The sequence below is a fragment of the Rhodococcus sp. 077-4 genome (assembly GCF_047782425.1).
Lineage (GTDB): Bacteria > Actinomycetota > Actinomycetes > Mycobacteriales > Mycobacteriaceae > Rhodococcoides.
Window position 1 is genome coordinate 766,134 of sequence record NZ_JAJPWC010000001.1, and the last position, 20,031, is coordinate 786,164.

Below are 20,031 nucleotides of genomic sequence, written 5' to 3' on the forward strand. Positions count from 1 at the left end.
CGATACGGAAGGACCACCATGGGTTCACCGAGAGTTGTCATCATCGGCGCCGGCATCGTCGGTACCAACGTGGCCGACGAGCTCACCGCACGCGGTTGGGATCGCATCACCGTCCTCGATCAGGGGCCGCTCCCTCTCACGGGTGGATCCACCTCGCACGCACCGGGTCTGGTGTTCCAGACCAACGCCTCGAAGACGATGACCGAACTCGCCCGGTACACGGTCGAGAAGTTCAAGGGCCTCGAAGTGGACGGGCAGTGGTGCTTCAACCAGCTCGGCGGTCTCGAAGTGGCGACCACCGAGGAGCGACTGGCCGACCTGCATCGCAAGCAGGGTTGGGCTACGTCCTGGGGCATCGAAGGATCGGTCATCGACCCGTCCGAATGTGCCAAACTGCATCCGCTGATCGACCGTTCGCGTGTTCTCGGCGGTCTGTACGTCGAGACGGACGGACTCGCCAAGGCGTCGCGCGCCGTCGTGGCACTCACCCGACGTGCAGAATCGCGCGGAGCCGTCTTCCGTGGCTCCACGAAAGTCGTCGGTATCGAACAGACGGGTGGCCGAGTCACCGGTGTGGCGACCGACCAGGGCGTCATCGAGGCCGACATCGTGGTGTCCTGCGCCGGCTTCTGGGGCCCCGATGTGGGCGAACTGGTGGGCATGAAGGTGCCGCTGCTGCCATTGGCGCACCAGTACGCCAAGACCGATCAGATCCCGGAACTGGTGGGACGCAACACCGAAGCGGCCGAGGCCGGCATGCCCATCCTTCGTCATCAGGATCAGGACCTGTACTTCCGCGAGCACGTCGACCGTCTCGGCATCGGAACCTACGCGCACCGCCCGATGCCCGTCGACACCAAGACCCTGCCCGGCGGAGACGGTGTGTCCGACGAGGCGATGCCGTCCATGCTCGACTTCACGCAGGAGGACTTCGCCCCGTCGTGGGAGCAGTCCAAGCTGCTGTTGCCCTGCCTCGAGACCGCCAAGATCGACCACGGCTTCAACGGGGTCTTCTCGTTCACCCCCGACGGCGGACCGCTGCTCGGTGAGTCTCCGGACGTCAAGGGCTTCTGGATCGCGGAGGCGGTGTGGGTCACCCACTCGGCCGGAGTCGGCCGGGCTATCGCACAATTGTTGGTCGACGGACGCTCCGAGGTGGAACTGCACGGATGCGACGTCAACCGCTTCGAGGACTTCCAGCTCGACCCGGCGTACGTCAGTGAGACCTCGCAGCAGAACTTCGTCGAGATCTACGACGTCCTGCATCCGTTGCAGCCGCGGTTGTCACCGCGTGATGTTCGCGTCAGCCCGTTCAACGCACGGCAGCAGCAACTCGGTGCCGTGTTCCTCGAAGGCCACGGGTGGGAACGCCCGCACTGGTACGAGGCCAATGCCGCACTGGTGGAGCAGCTTCCAGCCGAATGGCAGCCACCGAAGCGCGACGAGTGGGCGTCGATGTTCCACTCGCCCATCGCGGCCGCCGAGGCGTGGAAGACCCGTACCGCCGTCGCTATGTACGACATGACCCCACTCAAGCGGCTGCGGGTGCGCGGACCCGGTGCGCTGGCACTGTTGGAGGGTTTGACGTCCGGAAAGATGGACAAGTCCATCGGAGCCGTCACGTACACGCTGGCTCTCGACGAGAAGGGCGGCGTCCGAAGCGATCTCACCGTCGCACGGCTGTCCGAGGACGAGTTCCAGGTCGGTGCCAACGGCAACCTCGACTTCGACTACCTTCGCCGCGAAGCGCCGAGCGACGGCAGCGTCACCGTCGACGACATCACCGGCTCCACGTGCTGCATCGGTCTGTGGGGTCCGCACGCCCGCGAGGTCGTCGAAAAGCTGACCCAGGACGATTTCTCCAACGAGAACTTCAAGTACTTCCGCTGCAAGCAGGTTCGCATCGGGGGAGTGCCCGTCACGGCGATGCGGTTGTCCTACGTGGGCGAGCTCGGGTGGGAGCTGTACACCACCGCCGACTACGGCCAGCGACTCTGGGACATGTTGTGGCAGGCCGGTTCCGAGTTCGGCATCATCGCCGGTGGACGCGCTGCGTTCAACAGCCTGCGCATGGAGAAGGGCTACCGCTCGTGGGGCTCGGACATGACCACCGAGCACAACCCCTACGAGGCAGGCCTCGGGTTCGCGGTGCGCCCGCAGAAGGGCGAGTTCCGTGGCCGCGACGCCGTGCTCGAGATGTCCGACGACACCGTCTCGAAGAAGTTGGTCTGCCTGAAGATCGACGACGGTACGTCGGTGGTACTCGGGCATGAGCCCGTCCTGGTGGACGGCCAACCGGCCGGGTATGTCACCAGTGCCTCGTTCGGGCACACCGTCGGTGCCCCCATCGCCTACGCCTGGGTTCCCGCGAGCAGCGCAGAACCCGGTGCAGCAGTACAGATTCGATACTTCGAAAGGCTCGTGTCCGCCACCGTCGTGGCCGAGCCCCTCGTCGACCCCGAGATGGCCAAGATCCGCAGCTGACGACCCACCAGTACCAGGAGATTCGATGACCGAGAACTTCACCCTCACGCTCAGCTGCGGACAGCGGCCGGGCATCGTCCGGGCCGTCAGTGCGTTCCTGTTCGACAACGACTGCGACATCGCCGAACACCAACAGTTCGACGACTCGACGGACGGTTCGTTCTTCCTGCGCACCTCGTTCGTGGCCGGTGGTAGCACCGACATCGAGAAGTTGACCGAGAGCTTCCGCGAGGTGGCCGAGCGATTTTCGATGATGTACACCTTCAACGGGTGCAGCCAACCGCGCGTGCTCGTCATGGTCTCCAAGATGGGTCACTGCCTCAACGACCTCATCTTCCGTTGGCGTTCACAGAATCTCGGTGGAGAACTGGTGGCCGTGGTCAGTAACCACGAAGTGCTGCGGCCGATGGCCGAGGCTGCCGGGCTGCCGTTCGTTCACGTCCCTGTCACTCCGGGTACCAAGGCCGAGGCCGAGCAGCGCTTGCTGGACCTCGTCGCCGAGTACGAGGTGGACCTGGTGGTGCTGGCGCGCTACATGCAGGTGCTCTCCGACGAGACGTGTCGAGCATTGCACGGCAAGGCGATCAACATCCATCACTCGTTCTTGCCCGGCTTCAAGGGTGCCAAGCCGTACCACCAGGCCTTCGACCGAGGCGTCAAGCAGGTCGGTGCGACGGCGCACTACGTCACCCCCGATCTGGACGAGGGCCCGATCATCGAGCAGCAGGTCATCCGCATCGATCACACTCACGACCCGTCTCGTCTGGCCACCGTCGGACAGGACGCCGAGGCACTCGCACTCTCGCGGGCGGTCCGCTGGCACTGCGAGAATCGCGTTCTGCTGCATGGGCACCGGACGGTCATCTTCAGCTGAGCCGACACACACGAGGGGCCCGTACCGAATCGGTACGGGCCCTCGTTGTTGCGTCGGTCCAGGGGGACCTCACACCCTTTCTGCCGAGTGCGCGCTGGTTCTCTTTGCGGAGAACACGAGCGCACCTTTCAACACGGGTGTGAGGTCCCTGGGGGTCAGCACTCCACGAAACTGACCGGCACGTTGATCGCGAGGCCGCCGCTCGAGGTCTCCTTGTACTTCGAATGCATGTCGGCACCGGTGGAGCGCATGGTCTCGATCACCTGATCCAGGCTGACGCGATGAGTGCCGTTACCACGCAACGCCATACGAGCGGCGTTGATCGCCTTACCGGCCGAGATGGCGTTGCGCTCGATGCACGGGATCTGCACCAATCCGCCGATGGGGTCGCAGGTGAGACCGAGGCTGTGTTCCATTGCTATTTCGGCGGCGTTCTCCACCTGTTCGGGTGTGCCGCCCAAAATCTCGGCCAGTCCGGCTGCAGCCATCGATGCTGCCGAGCCCACCTCACCCTGGCAGCCCACTTCGGCACCCGAGATCGAGGCCATCTCCTTGTAGAGCGATCCGATGGCCCCGGCGGTGAGTAGAAAGCGCACCGTGCTGCCGTCGGGATCGGCGACCCCGGCCGCGGTGTAGCGAGTGGCGTAGTGCAGCACAGCCGGAATGATGCCGGCCGCGCCGTTGGTCGGGGCCGTGACGATGCGCCCGCCCGACGCGTTCTCCTCGTTGACCGCGAGAGCGACGAGATTGACCCAGTCCTCGGCGAATTCGCTCGACCGGTGCGGGTCCTCGGCGGCCAGGCGCAGGAACCAGTCCCGTGCTCGGCGTCGTACTCCGAGTGTGCCGGGGAGGTATCCGTCGCGGGAGATGCCGCGAGCTTCGCACTCGACCATCACGTCGCGGATGTGGAGCAAGCCGTCCCGTATCTCGTCGAGTGTTCGGCGTTCTCGCTCCACCTCGGTCATGACGTCACTGATGCTGCAGCGCCGTCGCTCGCAGAGCTGCAGTAGTTCCTTGGCGGAGGCGAACCCGTTCGCGGAGGCGAGTGGTGTTACGGCCTCGACGCTTTCGGCCTCGGTCACCACGAAGCCGCCACCCACGGAGAAGTAGGTCTCGGTGTGCAGTTCGGTCGAGTCCGCGGCGCGAGCGGTGAGCTTCATTCCGTTGGGGTGGAAGGGCAGTACCGTCAGAGGGCGGAGCACGATGTCGTCCACCGCAAGCTCGATCTCTCGGTGACCACCGAACACGATCCGGCCGGATTCCGCCATCGATGTCTGGCGCCGTTCCATCACCTCGGTCGAAATGGTCTCGGGGAGATGGCCTTCCAGTCCGAGCAACACTGCCGTCATGGTGCCGTGGCCTGCTCCGGTCGCCGCAAGCGAGCCGTACAGGTCCACCGTCACCTCGCGGACGGCCTCGAAGGCAGACATGGTCCGCAGGTCCTCAACGAATCGGGCGGCTGCGCGCATCGGACCTACCGTGTGCGAACTGGACGGCCCGACCCCGACGGAGAACAGGTCGAACACGCTGATGGTCATGAGCCCACCCGCACTGCTCCGGTGGGCTCGCGCGTGGTGAGTTCGTCGAGCGACGTGGCTGCCGGGGCCAGTACCGCGAACAGCCAGCCGGCACCGAGCGGATCGGCGAGAACGATCGAAGGAGTCTCGTGCACAACGGGATTGACGATCGTCACCATCCCGCTCGCCGGGGCGTACACCGTCACCGACCCGGCGGAGGTGCGGATGGTGCCGCACGCCTGCCCTGCGGTCAGCACGGTACGGACCGACGGCAGGTCGACGCCGAGGATGTCGACAGCGCCGTCGAGTGCCGTCGGTGTCACGCCCACTCGGCTCGGGGTCTGGGCGGGTGAGCCGAACGGGTCGACGGCCATCCAACCGTGATCGTCACTGTAGAGGCGGCGGGCGGACGAGCGTGGTGCGGTCATGAGGAGGCCTCGGCATTCATGGAGTTCGAAACGGGGATGCAGGATGGAGCAACGTCGATGGAGCGCACTGCCCGCAGGACGGCCAGTGCGTCGATCGTGGCGGCGACGTCGTGGACACGCAGGAGCGATGCCCCGTTCTGGGCCGCGATCATGGCGGCTGCCAGTGATCCGGAGAGCCTGTCGTCGGTGTCTCGGCCGGTGATCGCTCCGATCATTCCCTTCCTGGACACACCGGCCATGATCGGTCGGCCCGCCGACGTCAGCGCCCGAAGACCCTGCAGCAGTTGCAGATTGTGCTCGAGGGTCTTACCGAATCCGAAGCCGGGATCGACCAGAATGCGGTACGCCGGGATTCCGGCGCGGATGCACTCGGAGGCCCGGTCTTCGAGGAACGCAGACACCTCCGCGGTGACGTCGTCGTAGCGAGGGGAATGCTGCATCGTCGACGGCTCGCCCTGCATGTGCGTCAGGCACACGGCGGCGTCCAGCTCGGCTGCTGCAGCGAGCGCGCCGGGAAGTCGGAGAGCCCGAACATCATTGATGACGCTGGCACCGGCGCGCACCGCCTCGCGCATCACCTCGGGACGCGAGGTGTCGATCGACAACGGTATCGAGGTGCTCCTGGACAATGCGTCGATCACTGGCACGACACGGGCGATTTCTTCGTCGACGGTGGGTGGAGTGGCCCCGGGACGGGTCGACTCACCGCCGATGTCGAGCAACTCCGCTCCCTCGTCGACCATCGACAGTGCATGCGCCACAGCGCGATCCGCGTCCAGGAACCGACCTCCGTCGGAGAACGAGTCCGGGGTGACGTTGACTATCCCGCAGACGACGGGATGTGCGGTCGTCAGCCGGGTCAGTAGTCGGTCGCGGGCATCGGCTGCCCGTGTCGCTGTGGAGACGGTCGTGAGCACTGCGATCACCTCTTTCTCTCGCACGGGTCCAGCGGTTCGATTCAGGCGAGTTCGGCGTATTCCTCGGCCGCGTCGATCAACCAGGCCGCGAGATAGCGTGCGAACGACGAACGCACGAGGATGCGGTAGTCCGTTCCGGTGTCGTCACAGGCGATGAGGATCATGCCTGCCATCGCGAGCATCGTCTGCACCGTCGACCCGGCCGGAAAGATGCTGGGATGCAGATCGATCGAGCATCCCTTGGCGAGTACATCTCGGGCCCGAGAACCGCTCAGCCGCAGACTGGTTCGCTGCGCGGACACGTCCGTTGCTGCACCACGGTGCTCACGCACGACCGAGCCGAGACGGTGTTCGAGCTCGACCGGATCGACGCCCGCTCCGATCACCAGCCACTCCTCGGGGCCGAGCCAGATCGCCGTGGTGTTCGTGCCCTCGGCGACGCGGCCGGGGCCGGGTAGTTCGGTGCCGAGCTCGGCCGAGGCCGCGGCACCGCCCGGTCCGTTCGGGTCGACCCAGAGATCGATGCCGGCGAGAAACGGCTCCTCCACGATGCGGACAGCAGCGTTGACGGGCAGAAGCACCTCTGCCAGTGGACTTCTGGAGGCGAGACGGTCAGCCATCACGGCGGTTTCCTTCCGGGTCGACGAGTACGGAGCCGGTGACTTCCACGGCGATCAGGGTGTCACCCACGGGGACGTGCAGGATGTCGCCGAGCCGGTCGCGTCCGGCTTCGAGCAGGGCCAACCCGAACGGGCGACCCAGTTCTGCGCTGGCGTAACTCGACGTGACGTGGCCGAGCATCGGTACCGGAAGCTCGGGCAGGATGCCGGTGTCGGAGTGTTCGATGATCTGTGAGCCCTCCGGCAGGACTGTCTCCCGATCGACCGGCAGCAAACCGACGAACTGTTTACGCAACGGGTTTCGGTTCTCGGCGCGGTCGAACGAGCGCTTCCCGATGAAGTCGAGTTTCTTCTTCGAGACTGCCCAGCTCATGCCCAGATCCTGCGGGGTGACGGTGCCGTCGGTGTCCTGCCCGACGATGGGGTACCCCTTCTCGGCGCGCAGCACGTGCATGGTCTCGGTGCCGTACGGAGTGATGCCGTACTTCTCGCCCGCATCGATCAGTCGGGACCACAGTGCGTGGGCGTGCCAGGAATCGATGTTCACCTCGAAGGCGAGTTCACCGGAAAAACTGATGCGCGCCACGCGCACCGGGACACCGTCGACCGAGGCGTCTCGCCAGGCCATGAACGGGAACGCCTCGTTGGAGACGTCGAGTTCGGGAAAGATCTCGCCGACCAGATCGCGGGAGCGCGGTCCGACGACGGGGAACGTGGCCCACTGCTCGGTCACCGAGGTCAGCCGAACCGCGAGGTGCGGCCACTCGGTCTGGAGCCATTCCTCCATCCAGTCCAGCATCGCAGCTGCGCCGCCCGTGGTGGTGAACACCTGGAATCGATTGTCGGCCAGTCGCATCACGGTTCCGTCGTCGATCACCATGCCGTCGGCACCGCACATCACGCCGTACCGAACCATGCCGACCTTCAAGTTGCTCATCATGTTCGTGTAGAACATGTCCAGCACCACACCGGCGTCGGGGCCCTGCACGTCGATCTTGCCCAGTGTCGAACCGTCGAGCATGCCGACGCCCGCACGCACGGCCGCGCACTCGCGGAGCACGGCGTCGTGCATCTCCTCGCCGGGCAGTGGGTAGTAGCGGGGTCGCTTCCACTGTCCGACGTCCTCGAAGACCGCGCCGCGTGCGACGTGCCAATCATGGACTGCAGTAACTCGTTCCGGATCGAACGCCATGCCGCGGTTGCGGCCGGCCAACGCCGCGAACGCCACCGGGGTGTACGGCGGGCGGAACGTGGTGGTGCCCAGGTTCTCCACCGGCTTGTCGAGCAGCTCCGCCACGATGCCCGAGGACACCACACCGGAGGTCTTGCCCTGATCGTGCGCTGTGCCGATCGTGGTGTAGCGCTTGATGTGTTCCATCGACGACATGCCTGCCCCGACGGCGCGGACCAGATCGGCCACCGTCGCGTCGCGCTGGACATCGACGAACTGGCTGTCGGCTGCGGCGTCGTCGCGCACACGCCAGAGCACCAGTGACTCGCTGCGGGGCACGGAATCGACTACAGGAAGCGAGGTTTCCGGAACATCGAGGCCCAGACGGGTCAGCGCGCGTGCTGCCGCCGAGCCACCGTCACCCAGGCATCCCGCGAGATGGAATGTTCCCGAGGCCGAGCCGGCGACGGTGATGCCCTCGACGTCGTCGGCAGGCACGAAAGCGCCCAGTTCGCCGTCGTAGCGCAGCTTCCCGCGGGCCTGGCTGAACAGGTGCACTGCGGGGTTCCAACCACCACTGACGAGCAGTACGTCGCAGCCCACGGTCTCGGTGGCACCATCCGCACCGACGACCATTGCGTGCGTGACGCGGGTGTCCCCGCGGCTGCCGGACACGACACTGCCGGTGCGCACCTCGATGCCGCGCTCGTGGCACAGCCCCAGCCAGTACCCGGGTGCCGTCTCGCGGGCATCGGCGATGCACGCGATGCGCACGCCCGCGTCGTGCAGATCGACAGCAGCTCGGTAGGCACTGTCGTTGGTGGTGAACACGACGGCCTCGGTGCCGACGGTGACGCCATAGCGGTGCAGGAACGTCCGTGCGCTGTGTGCCAGCATGATTCCCGGACGATCGTTGTCGGTGAAGACGACCGGGCGCTCGTGGGCTCCGGTGGCCACCAGGATGTGTCGCGATCGAATGCGCCATACCCGCTGACGGCTCAGTGCGGCAGGCGCTTCCAGGCCCAGGTGATCGGTGCGGCGTTCGAGGGCGAGCACGAAGCCGTCGTCGTAGGAACCGAACGCGGTGGTGCGGCGCAGCATTGTGACATCGGGAAACGTGGACAGCTCGGTCACCGTGTCGGCCACCCAGTCCAGTGCGGGCCGGCCGTCGATGACGTCGTCGGAGCCGAGAAGGGAACCGCCGAACTCGCTCTGGTCGTCGACGAGGATCACCCGAGCGCCACTGCGCGCGGCGACCAGAGCGGCCGTCAGACCGGCCGGCCCTGCCCCGACGATCAAGAGATCGGCGTGTGCGTGCATGGCGTCGTACTTGGCGGAGTCGGAGATCTCGGCGAGCCGGCCCTGCCCGGGGATGCCGCGGGCGACCAGACCGTCGTACAGCTCGATCGTCGTGGCGAGCAGCATCGGCTCGGGGAACGGCTCCTCGATCTGGACGAGTCCGCCGGTGTCCTCGGCCCATGCTGCGGTGAATCCGCGTGGCCTGCCGAGCTTGATGCTGGTCGTCACCTGATGAATGCCGTTGGCCAGCAACGCAGAAGCCAGCGTATCTCCCGGATGTCCCTGCAGGGTCGCACCGCCGAACGTGAAGTCGAAGGTGCTCGTGCGGTCGATACGGCCGCCGGACGCGGTGCGGAATGCGGTCATGGGTTCACCGGCTTCGGGTCGTCGAGGCGATAGACACTGTGAATTCGATAGGTGGCGGTGTCGCGGACGGCGTTGAACCAACGCCTACAGCCGGCACTGTGGCTCCACCGTTCTGCGAAGAGCCCCTTGGGGTTGTCGCGGAAGAACACGAAATGCGCCCACTGTTCATCGGTCAGCGCCGACGGCTCCTCGGGGTAGGCGACGTGCGCCTGTCCGCCGTAGTGGAACTCGGTCTCTTCTCGACTCCCGCACCACGGGCATTCGATCAATTGCATTGCCACTCCAAGATTCTCGTTCGGTGATGCGTGTGCCGGAAGGCAAGTGTCAGTGCGCCACGCCGGCTGCGCCGTGCTCGTCCACCAGCGCGCCGGTGACGAATCGGTCCAGACTGAACGGTGCGATGTACTCGTGCACCTCGTCGTTGGCGATGGTGTCGGCCAGGCACCAGCCTGCACCGGGAGTGGCCTTGAATCCGCCTGTGCCCCAGCCGCAATTGAGGAACACGTTGTCGAACGGGGTGCGACCGACGATGGGCGAGGCGTCGGGGCACACGTCCACGATTCCGGCCCAGGTGCGCAGCAGATGTGCGCGAGCGAAAACGGGGAACAACTCGACCGCGGCCGCCATCTGCCGTTCGATGATGTGGAATGCGCCGCGCTGGCCGTAGCCGTTGTAGGAATCGACGCCTGCGCCCATCACCAGTTCACCCTTGTGCGCCTGGGAGACGTACACGTGCACGGCATTCGACATGACCACCGTGGGGTGCACCGGCTCTAGCAATTCCGAGACCAGGGCCTGCAGTGGGTGACTCTGCAGCGGAGTCTTGATGCCGAGCATGTCCGTCAGCGTGGAGGTGTGCCCGGCCGCGCACAGAGCGACCTGCCCGGTGGCGATGTCGCCGCGCGTGGTCTTCACACCGGTGACGCGGTTGCCGTCCGTGGTGAAGCCGGTGACCTCGCAGTTCTGGATGATGTCGATACCGGCCGCGTCGGCGCGTCGGGCGAATCCCCAGGCGACGTAGTCGTGCTTCGCGATGCCGGCGCGGGGCTGATAGGTCGCGCCGAGTACCGGGTAGCGAATGTCGCTGGAGATGTTGACGATCGGGCACAGCTTCTTGACTTCGTCGGGGTCGACCCATTGGGCGTCGATGCCGTTGAGTCGGTTGGCCTCGACGCGTCGCACGCTGTCGCGCACGTCCTGCAGGCTGTGCGCGAGGTTGAGGACGCCGCGCTGGCTGAACAGGATGGGGTAGTCGAGATCGTCGGCAAGACCCTCCCACAGCTTCAACGAGTGCTCGTAGATACGCGCGCTTTCGTCCCACAGGTAGTTCGAGCGGATCAAGGTGGTGTTGCGCGCCATGTTTCCGCCGGCGAGCCAACCCTTCTCGAGCACAGCGACATTGGTGATGCCGTGGTTCTTGGCGAGGTAGTGCGCGGTGGCCAGACCGTGGCCACCGCCGCCGATGATCACGACGTCGTACGACTTCTTCGGTTCGGGGTTGCGCCACAGGAAGTCCGGGTGATCGGGCAGATGTGCGCCCGGTGGGCGTGCGGGGGCGGTCATCGGTAGCCTTCCGTCAGGTCGGGGTAGAGGGGGAACTGCGCGGCGACGGTTTCGACCCGGGTGCGTAGTGCATCGAGTCCGCGGTCGTCGGTGTCGGGACGCAATGCCTGCGCGATGACGTCGGCAACCTCGGAGAATGCCGTGGCGTCCAGTCCTCGCGTTGCCAGCGCGGGTGTTCCGATGCGGACGCCGGAGCTGACCATGGGCGGTCGTGGATCGAACGGAACTGCATTGCGGTTCACGGTGATTCCGACATGGTGCAGCCTGTCCTCGGCCTGCTTGCCGTCGAGCTCGGACTTGCGCAGGTCCACCAGAACGAGATGGACGTCGGTGCCGCCCGAGACCACGTCGATGCCTGCGGCGGCTGCGTCGTCGGTGAGGAGTCGATCGGCCAGGATTTTCGCGCCTTCGAGGGTGCGCTCCTGTCGTTCCCGAAAGTCCTCTTCGGCAGCGAGTTTGAACGAGACGGCCTTGGCTGCGATGACGTGCTCGAGCGGTCCACCCTGCTGGCCGGGGAAGACCGAGGAGTTGAACTTTTTGGCCAGGGCGGCGTCGTCGGTGATGATGACGCCACCGCGAGGACCGCCGAGCGTCTTGTGTGTCGTCGAGGTGACCACGTGTGCGTGCGGTACCGGCGATGGGTGCAGGCCCGCGGCGACCAGTCCGGCGAAGTGCGCCATGTCCACCATCAGGTAGGCACCGACTTCGTCTGCGATACGGCGGAATTCGGCGAAGTCGAGGTGACGAGGGTAGGCGGACCAGCCGGCCATGATCAGCTTGGGACGGTGTTCGTGGGCGAGGCGCTCGACCTCCTCCATGTCGACGCGGTGGTCGTGCTCGCCGACGTGGTAGGCCGAGACGTCGTAGAGCTTGCCCGAGAAGTTCAGCTTCATTCCGTGTGTGAGGTGTCCGCCGTGGGCGAGTGCGAGACCGAGGATCGAATCGCCCGGCTGCAGAAGTGCCGCCATGGCAGCGGCATTGGCTTGTGCACCGGAGTGCGGCTGCACGTTGGCGAACTGCGACCCGAACAGGGTGTTCAGCCGGTCGATCGCGAGTTGTTCGACGACGTCGACGTTTTCGCAACCGCCGTAGTAGCGCCGGCCGGGGTAGCCCTCGGCGTACTTGTTCGTCAGCACCGAACCCTGTGCCTGCATCACCGCCAGCGGCGCGAAGTTCTCGCTTGCGATCATTTCGAGTGTGTTCTGTTGGCGGCCGAGCTCGGCACTGATTGCGCGGTGCACCTCGGGATCGAGATCGGCGAGTACGCGGTTGGTCACGCCTTTCGGGTGCGGTGCCGTCGCCGTCGGTGCGAAGTCCTGCGTCAAGATGGCCGCCCTTCTGGAAGATCAATGATCTGGAACTGATATATCAAGATGCCAATAGAGTAAGATCACAAAGCAGGGCCGTCAAGGGCGGGCATCGACCGGGAGTGAGAAGCGAAGATGACAATCGGAATTCCGCTGGTGATCGATGCGGTGCCGCCCGTGGGAACCAATGCAGATCGCGCCTACGAAATCCTGCGTGAGCAGCTGATCATGCTGGAGATCCGACCGGGCGAGCCCATCAACGACGATCGGCTCGCCGAGCAATTGGGGTTGGGGCGAACGCCGATTCGGGAGGGACTCAAGCGACTCGAACGCGAGCGACTCGTCGTCGCGTATCCCCGACGCGGCACCTTCGCCACCGCCGTCGACATGACCGATCTGGCCAACATCTCCGAGATTCGCAAGCAGCTCGAGCCGGCGGCCTCGGCGCGTGCGGCTCGGACGGCCACGCGCGCATCGCGGGACCGGTTGGTGGAACTCGCGTCGTCGATCGCGAGCATCGACGACGGTGACGACCCACGCGAGGTTCTCCGCAAGGATGTTCAGGTGCACCGGGAGATCTACCGGGCGTCGGGCAACCCGCACCTCGAAGACATCCTGGTCAGCCTCGACGCGCATGCCACCCGTATCTGGTGCCTGTTTCTCGATCGCCTACCGAACGTCGCAGGCCACGTTCGCGAACACCTCGTTCTCTTGCAGGCCATCATCGACGGCGACGCCGAGACCGCTGCCGAACTGACTCTCGAACACGTCGCCGGGTTCGAGAACGCGATCAGGAAACTGTTGTAGTAGCGGCCGCGATTCGCTCGGCCGCACGCTCGTTGCGCAGCACCTCCGTTTGTCATCGCGCTGTACGGGTATTGCTGTGAAGGTCAAAAAACACGGCCGGTCCACGCCGCAGACGTCTCGACGACGTTTCTCGCGCACCATCGAGGAATCGAACGTGCTGCGCGTCTTGGAGTTCCCTTTTCGCTTCGGGCCGACCGACCGTCTCCTCGCGCTGTCGCATCGGTCTCGACAACAGCACCGAAGGGCAGGGCCCGTGATCGACGACGTGCCAGAGACCAAGCCAGTACCGCTCACCCGCGAACTCGCAAGCCATCGAGTGAGGTACATCGATCAGGGACAGGGTCCCGTAGTGGTTCTGATCCACGGATTGATGGGCACGCTCCACGACTGGGATCCGCAGATTGCCGGTCTCGCCGATCGGTTCCGCATCATCGCGGTGGATCTGCCGGGTCACGGTGAGTCGGACAAGATTCCGGGTGACTATTCACTGAGCGCGCACGCCGCGACAGTCCGCGATCTGTTGACGGCGCTCGACATCGACACGGTGACCGTCGTCGGCCATTCCTACGGGGGAGGGGTGGCAATGCAGATGCTCTACCTCTTTCCTCAGATGGTGGACGGTATCTGTTTGGTTGCCAGCGGCGGGCTGGGTCAGGACGTGAATCCGGTTCTGCGAGCAGCCTCTCTACCGGGCAGCGGAATGGCCATACCCCTGGCCGCCTCCACCGCCAGCCGAGCACTGCTCGGTGGGGTTCTCGGCGTGCTGACACGGTTGAGGTTGTTCAGATGGGGGGCAGGCGATCGGCGGGCGTGGCGAAACTTCGCGTCGATGGCAGACCCCGCGGCCCGCCGGGCCTTCCTGTCCACCGCTCGGTCCGTCATCGATTTCCGCGGGCAGACAGTGAGTGCCACGAGGCTTTTGGCGTCGTTCGGTGACGTGCGGGCCTTGTTGGTGTGGGGAGAGCGGGACGCCATCATTCCTCTCGCCCACGCGCACGCAGTGCGTGACCACATGCCCGAAGGAACTGCCATCGAGGTGGTGCCCGGCGCTGGGCACTTCCCGCACCTGGACGAGCCGGAGCGCTTCGATGCAGTCTTCCGCACCTTCATGGCCGGACCCGCGACATGCTGAATCCGGCGTGCCGAACTTCTTCTCATCGAGAGCGTGGAATGCATGCCTGATCTCCAGAAATACCCGGTAGTGCTCATCACCGGTGCGTCGAGCGGAATCGGCCGCGCAACAGCACATCTGAACGCGCGACAGGGTGCGCGACTCGTGCTGTGTGCCAGGGGGCTGGCAGGACTGGAGTCCGTGGCGACCGAATGCGTCGACCTCGGTGCCGCTGCGGTTGCGGTGATGCCCGTGGACGTCTCCCGCGGCGAGGACTTCACCCGCGTCGTGGATGACGTCGTCGAGCAATTCGGCGGCATCGATGTCTGCGTCCACTCGGCAGCAGTGATGTCGTACGGAACGTTTCTGGACACTCCCGCCGAGGTGTTCGATGCCGTCGTCACCGTCGATCTCCTCGGCGCAGCCAACGTCGCCCGCGCGACACTCGGTGTGTTCCGTGACCAGCAGTCGGGCCACTTGGTGATCATCGGCTCGCTGCTCGGCCGGATAGCAGCGCCGTGGATGAGCGGCTACGTGACGTCCAAATGGGGCCTGCGCGGCTTGACGCGCGTTCTACAGCAGGAAGCCAGACAGTACCCGGGTGTGTTCGTCAGTTCTGTTGCTCCCGGTGCTGTGCGCACACCGATCTACCAGCAGGCCGCGTCGTTCATCGGCCGAGCGGGTGCACCGCCTCCGCCCGTCGCATCGCCGGAGGTCATCGCGCGCGCAGTGAACAAGGTTGTGCGAAACCCACAGCGAGAGCGCGATGCCGATGCAGTGTTCGGGTTGGTGAACAAGGCTGCGGCGGCCGGTTTCGCGGTGGTACCCGGCCTGTTCGATCTGCTGGTCGGACCACTGCTATGGCGTTGGGGTACCTCGGCGGAGCCGAAGGCGAATACCGAGGGGGACGTCTTTCGATCCCGGTCGGGCTCTCCACACGCTTGAATGCGTCGTACCCCGCGGTGATGTGCTCCGCGGGGTACGTGCGCCACGTGCATTGCTGCACAGCCGTTTTCGGTCAGCCCTGTGCGCGAGCTGCCAGTTTGCCTGCGATGCCCGAAAGGATTTCGGACGGCCGCTGCTGCTCGCCCTGCTGTGCGCCCAGAATCACGAGTGTTCCGGTGAGGATCGGTAGAGCCCACTGCAGGTACTGCAGCTGCTTCTGTGCGGCTGCGGCCTCCCGCGGTGTTCCCGACGTCGGCTCGGTGGCAGATTCGATCGAATGGCCCTGCGCCTCGGTTGTTTTCGCGCCCAGTACGCCGCTGTAGGCGGTCGCGGCCAACGCGGCACCGGTCACGGCAATCTTGATCGTGGTGTTAGCGGTGACACCTTGCTGATGGCGAGCGCGATCACGGTTGGCCAGCAAGATTCCCGCACCGCCGATGAGGTGTGCGCCGATCGCACCGGCGTTGACCGGAGCCCATTTGGCCCAGCCCGCGGCGGCAACTCGCGCCCGGTCACGCGGATCGTGCACTGCGGAGGAGGCTCCGTTGACGCCGACGGCGCCCATGAGAGTGCCACCGAACCATGCAGCGGCACCGAGATCGTGCAGTGAACGGATGACAGTATTTCTGTTGGACATCGTTGTCCCTTTCGGTTGGAAGCGCACCGTCGACAGCGACTTGCGCAGAGTACGAAAGGAATCAGCGTCTTTTTCACCAGCTTCCCTGATGCTCCGGGTACCCGTGCAGAACGTTCCCACACCTGGGCCCCCGGTCGGCTGGTGTTGTTCTACTGTCCGACGAGTGGACGGGGCGTACTGGTGCGTAGCTGGATCTGCAGTTGCAGGTGTGCCCGGGTCGCATCGTCGAGCGCCGTGTGGGAGGTGCATTCGAGTGCAGCGTGCAGTCGGCGACGGTAGCCGGCGGCGTTCAAGCCGAAAGCAACCCAGATTTCTTCGTCGCCTGCGCCGCCGTAAGGAATCCAGCGAACGGCGAAGTCGATCAGTTCGTGGGCGTGGAACTCGTTCATGTGATGGCCTTGCCCCTGCGAGCGGTAGAGCCTGCATCGTCGATACGAATGTCGATACAGATACGGCCGTCGAGGAATGTCCGAAGTGCGAAACGATTGTCACAGGCCGGGCGACGAAAACTGTTGCGACACCATGACCCTGCACAGGGCGAAAGTGTCGATCCCGGATCGGCTGGTGGTCTCAGCATTCCCAGTCGACACCCACCGACACGAGTTGTCAACCGGGAGGGCCACTTCTCGGCAATTCGGCGGTGTCACCGCTCGTCTTCGAGGGGCCGCTAGACTGGAAAGGGAAATTCTTCACGCGATACAGGCGTACATCAGACCGATTCGAGGTTCCACATGGCGCAGGACTACGTCGATGACGGACGCGCCTCTGCCGAAGCCGACGAACTCGACGATTTGCGGGACAGTCTGACCTCGCTGTCGCAACTGGCCATGAACAGCCTCTCGCTGCCGCAGATGCTCACTCACATTGCCGAATTCGCGGTGCGGGCGATACCTGGTGCCGATGGTGCCGGCTTGACCCTCGAGCACGGTGATCGGCGCGACACCATCGTGGCAACGGATGATTTCGTCGTCGAAGTCGACACGATCCAGTACGCCCTCGGTGAGGGCCCGTGCATCTTCGCGGCCGCCGAGGGGCGCACCGTACGTTCGGGCTCGCTGGGCGGCGATGCTCGATGGCCGCGTTTCGGTCCGAGGATCGGCCGCCTCGGAGTGCACAGTGCGCTGTCCTTGCCCCTGATGACCAGCAACGAAACCCTGGGTGCCATCAATGTCTACGCCCACGCCAAGAACGCCTTCGACGACCGCGCGATGAATCTCGGCGAGCTGTTCGCAGTGCCCGCGGCGGTGTCCGTGGAGAACGCACGAACCCTGGCCAACGCGCTGCTGCTCACACATCAGCTCGAAACGGCGCTCACCAATCGCAAAGTGATCGACCACGCGATCGGCATCATCGTCAGCCGCAGCGGATGTACCAGCACAGAGGCGTTCGCGCGCTTACGCGCGATGAGCCAGCGGGACGGCATCAAATTGACGGTCGTCGCGCAATCGATCTTCGACGACGCGCAACGACGCGCGCAGGCCCGGCGCACCGGCCATTAGCCACCCGGGGTGGAGTGCGCCGTGAGCGTCACAGAGTGACGTGTGGCGGAAACGGCGGGATGACCCTAGACATCAGAGAACGGGCCGCGGCAACGACGATTCGTCTGTCGTGGGTGAGCAGAAACTCGAATCGACGCGTGTTCTCGGCTCCGATATCGCCCAGGTCCCGTGCGATGACCGCAGCGAAATAGTGTTGTCCCACAACGGCGATCGTCCACTGTCGAGTGAACGGCTCTCCTGGGTGCAGTTCCGTCCCGTGCACGCCCAGAGCGGGTTCGGGCGGCATACCGACGCCCAGCGCCGCGACGAACGTATTGGCGGCCGCCAGATCGGCATATCGCTGCGCAACAGTGGAATCGAAGAACTGTGCGCCCTGGAAGGCCGACAGGATCATCAACGGCTCGTGCGTCTGCCCGGCATGCCGCTCGATCTGACGAGTCAGAGCAGCCACCAATGGTTTTCGCCCTATCGCCGGCAGTGCGGCATCGAACAACTCCGACGGTACCGCCGGTACCCGGTCGGTGACCAGCGGTAAGGAATAGCTCCGCAGTGGCCGCGGCTCTGCGATCTCGTCGGCGGTGGTGCTCGAGGAGGGCAGCGGTGCAGGCCGCCCGAACATCCAGCCCTGACCCAGCACGGCTCCGTAGGCTCGGGCGCGCTCGAGGTGATCGTCGGTCTCGATCCCCTCGGCCAGAATCACGGCTCCGGTCGACGCGGCATGCGCCGTGACAGCCGCGATGATGCGGGCCAGCTCGGGAGTCGGATCTCGCTGTACGAGAGCGTGATCGAGCTTGATGATGTCGGGTGCGATGAATTCGAGCAGAGCCATGGAGTCGGGATGGCTGCCGATGTCGTCGAGAGCTATGCGGCAGCCGCTGCGTCGCGCCCTGTCGACCAGCCGCAACACACTCGCCGGGTCGGACAGCAGTGACCGCTCGGTGAGCTCGAGCACGATGTCGAGTCGGCCGAGGACATCGCGGATTCTGGTGTGCGCGCGGTCCGGCAGCATTCTCGCAGTAGAGGGTTCGACGTTGAGGAACAGGCTTCGGCGGGAAGTCAGATTTGCCTCGAGAGCGCCGTCGAGGGCGGCGGATCGGCACGTCCAGTCGAACTCCGTCGCGATACCCCTGGCGGCAGCGGCCTCGAACACCTCGGCCGGGTCCACCAGGGGATGCTGGGGCCATCGAGCGAGAGCTTCGTAACCGACGACGTCACCGTCGGAGAGGTCCACGATGGGTTGATACACCGGACGTACCGACCGCGGATCGGCAAGGATTGCATCGATGCTCTCGTGGTCGATCGCAGAACCCCGTGGGGCAGCGCGCAGATGCCGCACTCGCGGGTCGGCGAGTGCTCGACCCGCAGTGGCATCTGGGTGCATCGTGTGACTCCTCTGTATCTGGCCTGCTCGTGTGCCGTCGAACGAAAGATCTTCGTCGTTCAGTTGATGTCGGGTCGATGGAACTCCCCGCGCGTGAGTTGCGCGGCGAGTGCATTGACCGGGGTATTCGTGTCCTGCGACATTGTCGACAGTATGTCGAAGGCTTGCCGGGCGTCGGTGTTGTATCGCTCCATGATCATTCCCTTCGCCTGCCCTATCTGGTCACGAGAGGTGAGCGCGCGGGCGAATTGCTCGTGCTGCGTGCTGAGTGTGAGAGCCAACGCGGCGTGTGTGGCAAGTGCGGTGGACGCATCCACCGAAGACGCCGAAAAAGCGCCGGCGGTAAGCGAATACATCGTCAACGCGCCGACCACAGCCGTGCCGGTGTTCAGGGGCACGCTGAGGGCAGATCGAATCATCGTGCGTCCGACTATCTCGGCGGTGAACGTCGGAAATCGGATATCGGTGCGCACATCGCAGGCGAGTACGGTCTCGTCGAGGCGGACCGAGAGCAGTGACGGGCCGTTGTCGGCATCGCTCTGGATGCTGTCGGCCGCAGCTGCGAGCTGGTCGGTCGGCGCACGGAATTCGGTTCTGCCATTGCCCAGAAGCATTGTCGTCGAGGCACTGTCGGCACCGGAAACGACACGGAGGGCGGCCGAGGTGATCGCGGCGAGCGTGTTCTCGATGCTCTCGTGCTGCGCGTACAGTTCGCGGGCTACGGTCGCGAATGTCTGAGCATCGGACCGAATGTGCCCGGAGGACCGGATACTGCCGAACCGTTCGTCACGGGATCGGGCGGTGGCACCGGTGGATTGCGCAGAGGCTCCGATGCAACCGCACTGGGTCGTCGTAGCGGTACCGCGACGGGGGCACTGAGGCGCAACGAGATCGACCATCGTTGGTCTCCGCCCTTCGGGCTGCCGATGGTTCCGTGAATGCGCCTGGAGCGCTGAGCTCGAACCATCGGTACCGCGATCGTGAAAGCACGAAGCTACTCCGCACCACTCAGGACCGGGCGAAGAATGTCTCTGTCGATGATTGGCCTGCAGGCAACGTCATCGATCCCGGGTCGGCTGTGTTCTCAGCCCCCTCATCTGATAAC

Annotated in this window: 18 protein-coding genes; 6 read left to right on the forward strand and 12 right to left on the reverse strand. The window is 65.2% G+C overall.

Annotated features, from left to right (window positions below; translation table 11 throughout):
• Window positions 1-18: 18 nt before the first annotated feature.
• Window positions 19-2,484, forward strand: coding sequence for a GcvT family protein (locus ACNEOT_RS03770; RefSeq protein WP_415972243.1), 2,466 nt, complete (start codon window positions 19-21; stop codon window positions 2,482-2,484).
• A gap of 25 nt (window positions 2,485-2,509) precedes the next feature.
• Complete coding sequence (gene purU / locus ACNEOT_RS03775) at window positions 2,510-3,358, forward strand: formyltetrahydrofolate deformylase (protein ID WP_415972244.1); 849 nt, start codon at window positions 2,510-2,512, stop codon at window positions 3,356-3,358.
• Between the two features lie 155 nt (window positions 3,359-3,513).
• On the opposite strand, the gene ACNEOT_RS03780 is transcribed toward purU, so the two are convergent.
• The 8 genes from ACNEOT_RS03780 to glyA are packed head-to-tail and all read right to left on the reverse strand — an operon-like array spanning window position 3,514 to window position 12,516.
• Window positions 3,514-4,896 carry an L-serine ammonia-lyase gene (locus ACNEOT_RS03780; RefSeq protein ID WP_415972246.1) on the reverse strand — a complete coding sequence of 461 codons (1,383 nt, stop codon included), beginning with the start codon at window positions 4,894-4,896 and terminating at the stop codon, window positions 3,514-3,516.
• Complete coding sequence (locus ACNEOT_RS03785; protein ID WP_415972248.1) at window positions 4,893-5,303, reverse strand: glycine cleavage system protein H; 411 nt, start codon at window positions 5,301-5,303, stop codon at window positions 4,893-4,895. Before ACNEOT_RS03785 ends, ACNEOT_RS03780 begins: the two co-directional genes overlap by 4 nt.
• The gene (gene folP, locus ACNEOT_RS03790; protein WP_415972249.1) at window positions 5,300-6,220 is read right to left on the reverse strand and encodes a dihydropteroate synthase; all 921 of its coding nucleotides are present in this window, start codon (window positions 6,218-6,220) and stop codon (window positions 5,300-5,302) included. The genes ACNEOT_RS03785 and folP overlap by 4 nt, the downstream gene beginning before the upstream one ends.
• 41 nt (window positions 6,221-6,261) lie before the next feature.
• Complete coding sequence (locus tag ACNEOT_RS03795; RefSeq protein ID WP_415972251.1) at window positions 6,262-6,840, reverse strand: sarcosine oxidase subunit gamma; 579 nt, start codon at window positions 6,838-6,840, stop codon at window positions 6,262-6,264.
• Window positions 6,833-9,676, reverse strand: a complete 2,844-nt coding sequence (locus ACNEOT_RS03800) for a 2Fe-2S iron-sulfur cluster-binding protein (RefSeq protein ID WP_415972253.1) — start codon at window positions 9,674-9,676, stop codon at window positions 6,833-6,835. The genes ACNEOT_RS03795 and ACNEOT_RS03800 overlap by 8 nt, the downstream gene beginning before the upstream one ends.
• Complete coding sequence (locus ACNEOT_RS03805) at window positions 9,673-9,951, reverse strand: sarcosine oxidase subunit delta (protein ID WP_415973639.1); 279 nt, start codon at window positions 9,949-9,951, stop codon at window positions 9,673-9,675. The genes ACNEOT_RS03800 and ACNEOT_RS03805 overlap by 4 nt, the downstream gene beginning before the upstream one ends.
• A 49-nt stretch (window positions 9,952-10,000) precedes the next feature.
• Complete coding sequence (locus ACNEOT_RS03810) at window positions 10,001-11,239, reverse strand: sarcosine oxidase subunit beta family protein (RefSeq protein ID WP_415972255.1); 1,239 nt, start codon at window positions 11,237-11,239, stop codon at window positions 10,001-10,003.
• Window positions 11,236-12,516, reverse strand: coding sequence for a serine hydroxymethyltransferase (gene glyA, locus ACNEOT_RS03815; protein WP_415973640.1), 1,281 nt, complete (start codon window positions 12,514-12,516; stop codon window positions 11,236-11,238). The genes ACNEOT_RS03810 and glyA overlap by 4 nt, the downstream gene beginning before the upstream one ends.
• A gap of 165 nt (window positions 12,517-12,681) precedes the next feature.
• Here glyA and ACNEOT_RS03820 point away from each other — a divergent pair, with 165 nt between their 5' ends.
• From ACNEOT_RS03820 to ACNEOT_RS03830, 3 genes are all read left to right on the forward strand, one after another.
• Window positions 12,682-13,353 carry a GntR family transcriptional regulator gene (locus tag ACNEOT_RS03820; RefSeq protein WP_415972257.1) on the forward strand — a complete coding sequence of 224 codons (672 nt, stop codon included), beginning with the start codon at window positions 12,682-12,684 and terminating at the stop codon, window positions 13,351-13,353.
• 253 nt (window positions 13,354-13,606) lie between these two features.
• The gene (locus ACNEOT_RS03825; RefSeq protein WP_415972258.1) at window positions 13,607-14,485 is read left to right on the forward strand and encodes an alpha/beta fold hydrolase; all 879 of its coding nucleotides are present in this window, start codon (window positions 13,607-13,609) and stop codon (window positions 14,483-14,485) included.
• 42 nt (window positions 14,486-14,527) lie between these two features.
• On the forward strand, window positions 14,528-15,409 hold the full coding sequence (locus tag ACNEOT_RS03830) for an SDR family NAD(P)-dependent oxidoreductase (protein ID WP_415972260.1): 882 nt from the start codon (window positions 14,528-14,530) through the stop codon (window positions 15,407-15,409).
• 73 nt (window positions 15,410-15,482) lie between these two features.
• Here ACNEOT_RS03830 and ACNEOT_RS03835 read toward each other — a convergent pair whose 3' ends face one another.
• Both ACNEOT_RS03835 and ACNEOT_RS03840 read right to left on the reverse strand, forming a co-directional pair.
• Entirely contained in the window at window positions 15,483-16,046 is a 564-nt protein-coding gene (locus tag ACNEOT_RS03835; protein WP_415972262.1) for a hypothetical protein, read from the reverse strand.
• A 149-nt stretch (window positions 16,047-16,195) separates the two neighbouring features.
• Complete coding sequence (locus ACNEOT_RS03840) at window positions 16,196-16,435, reverse strand: hypothetical protein (RefSeq protein WP_415972264.1); 240 nt, start codon at window positions 16,433-16,435, stop codon at window positions 16,196-16,198.
• Between the two features lie 342 nt (window positions 16,436-16,777).
• On the opposite strand from ACNEOT_RS03840, the gene ACNEOT_RS03845 reads away from it, so the two are divergent.
• Window positions 16,778-17,545: a GAF and ANTAR domain-containing protein gene (locus ACNEOT_RS03845; RefSeq protein ID WP_415972265.1), complete on the forward strand. Its 768-nt coding sequence runs from the start codon at window positions 16,778-16,780 to the stop codon at window positions 17,543-17,545.
• A 28-nt stretch (window positions 17,546-17,573) separates the two neighbouring features.
• On the opposite strand, the gene ACNEOT_RS03850 is transcribed toward ACNEOT_RS03845, so the two are convergent.
• Both ACNEOT_RS03850 and ACNEOT_RS03855 read right to left on the reverse strand, forming a co-directional pair.
• Window positions 17,574-18,926, reverse strand: coding sequence for an EAL domain-containing protein (locus ACNEOT_RS03850; RefSeq protein WP_415972267.1), 1,353 nt, complete (start codon window positions 18,924-18,926; stop codon window positions 17,574-17,576).
• Between the two features lie 59 nt (window positions 18,927-18,985).
• On the reverse strand, window positions 18,986-19,825 hold the full coding sequence (locus ACNEOT_RS03855; protein WP_415972268.1) for a GAF and ANTAR domain-containing protein: 840 nt from the start codon (window positions 19,823-19,825) through the stop codon (window positions 18,986-18,988).
• Window positions 19,826-20,031: the final 206 nt, after the last annotated feature.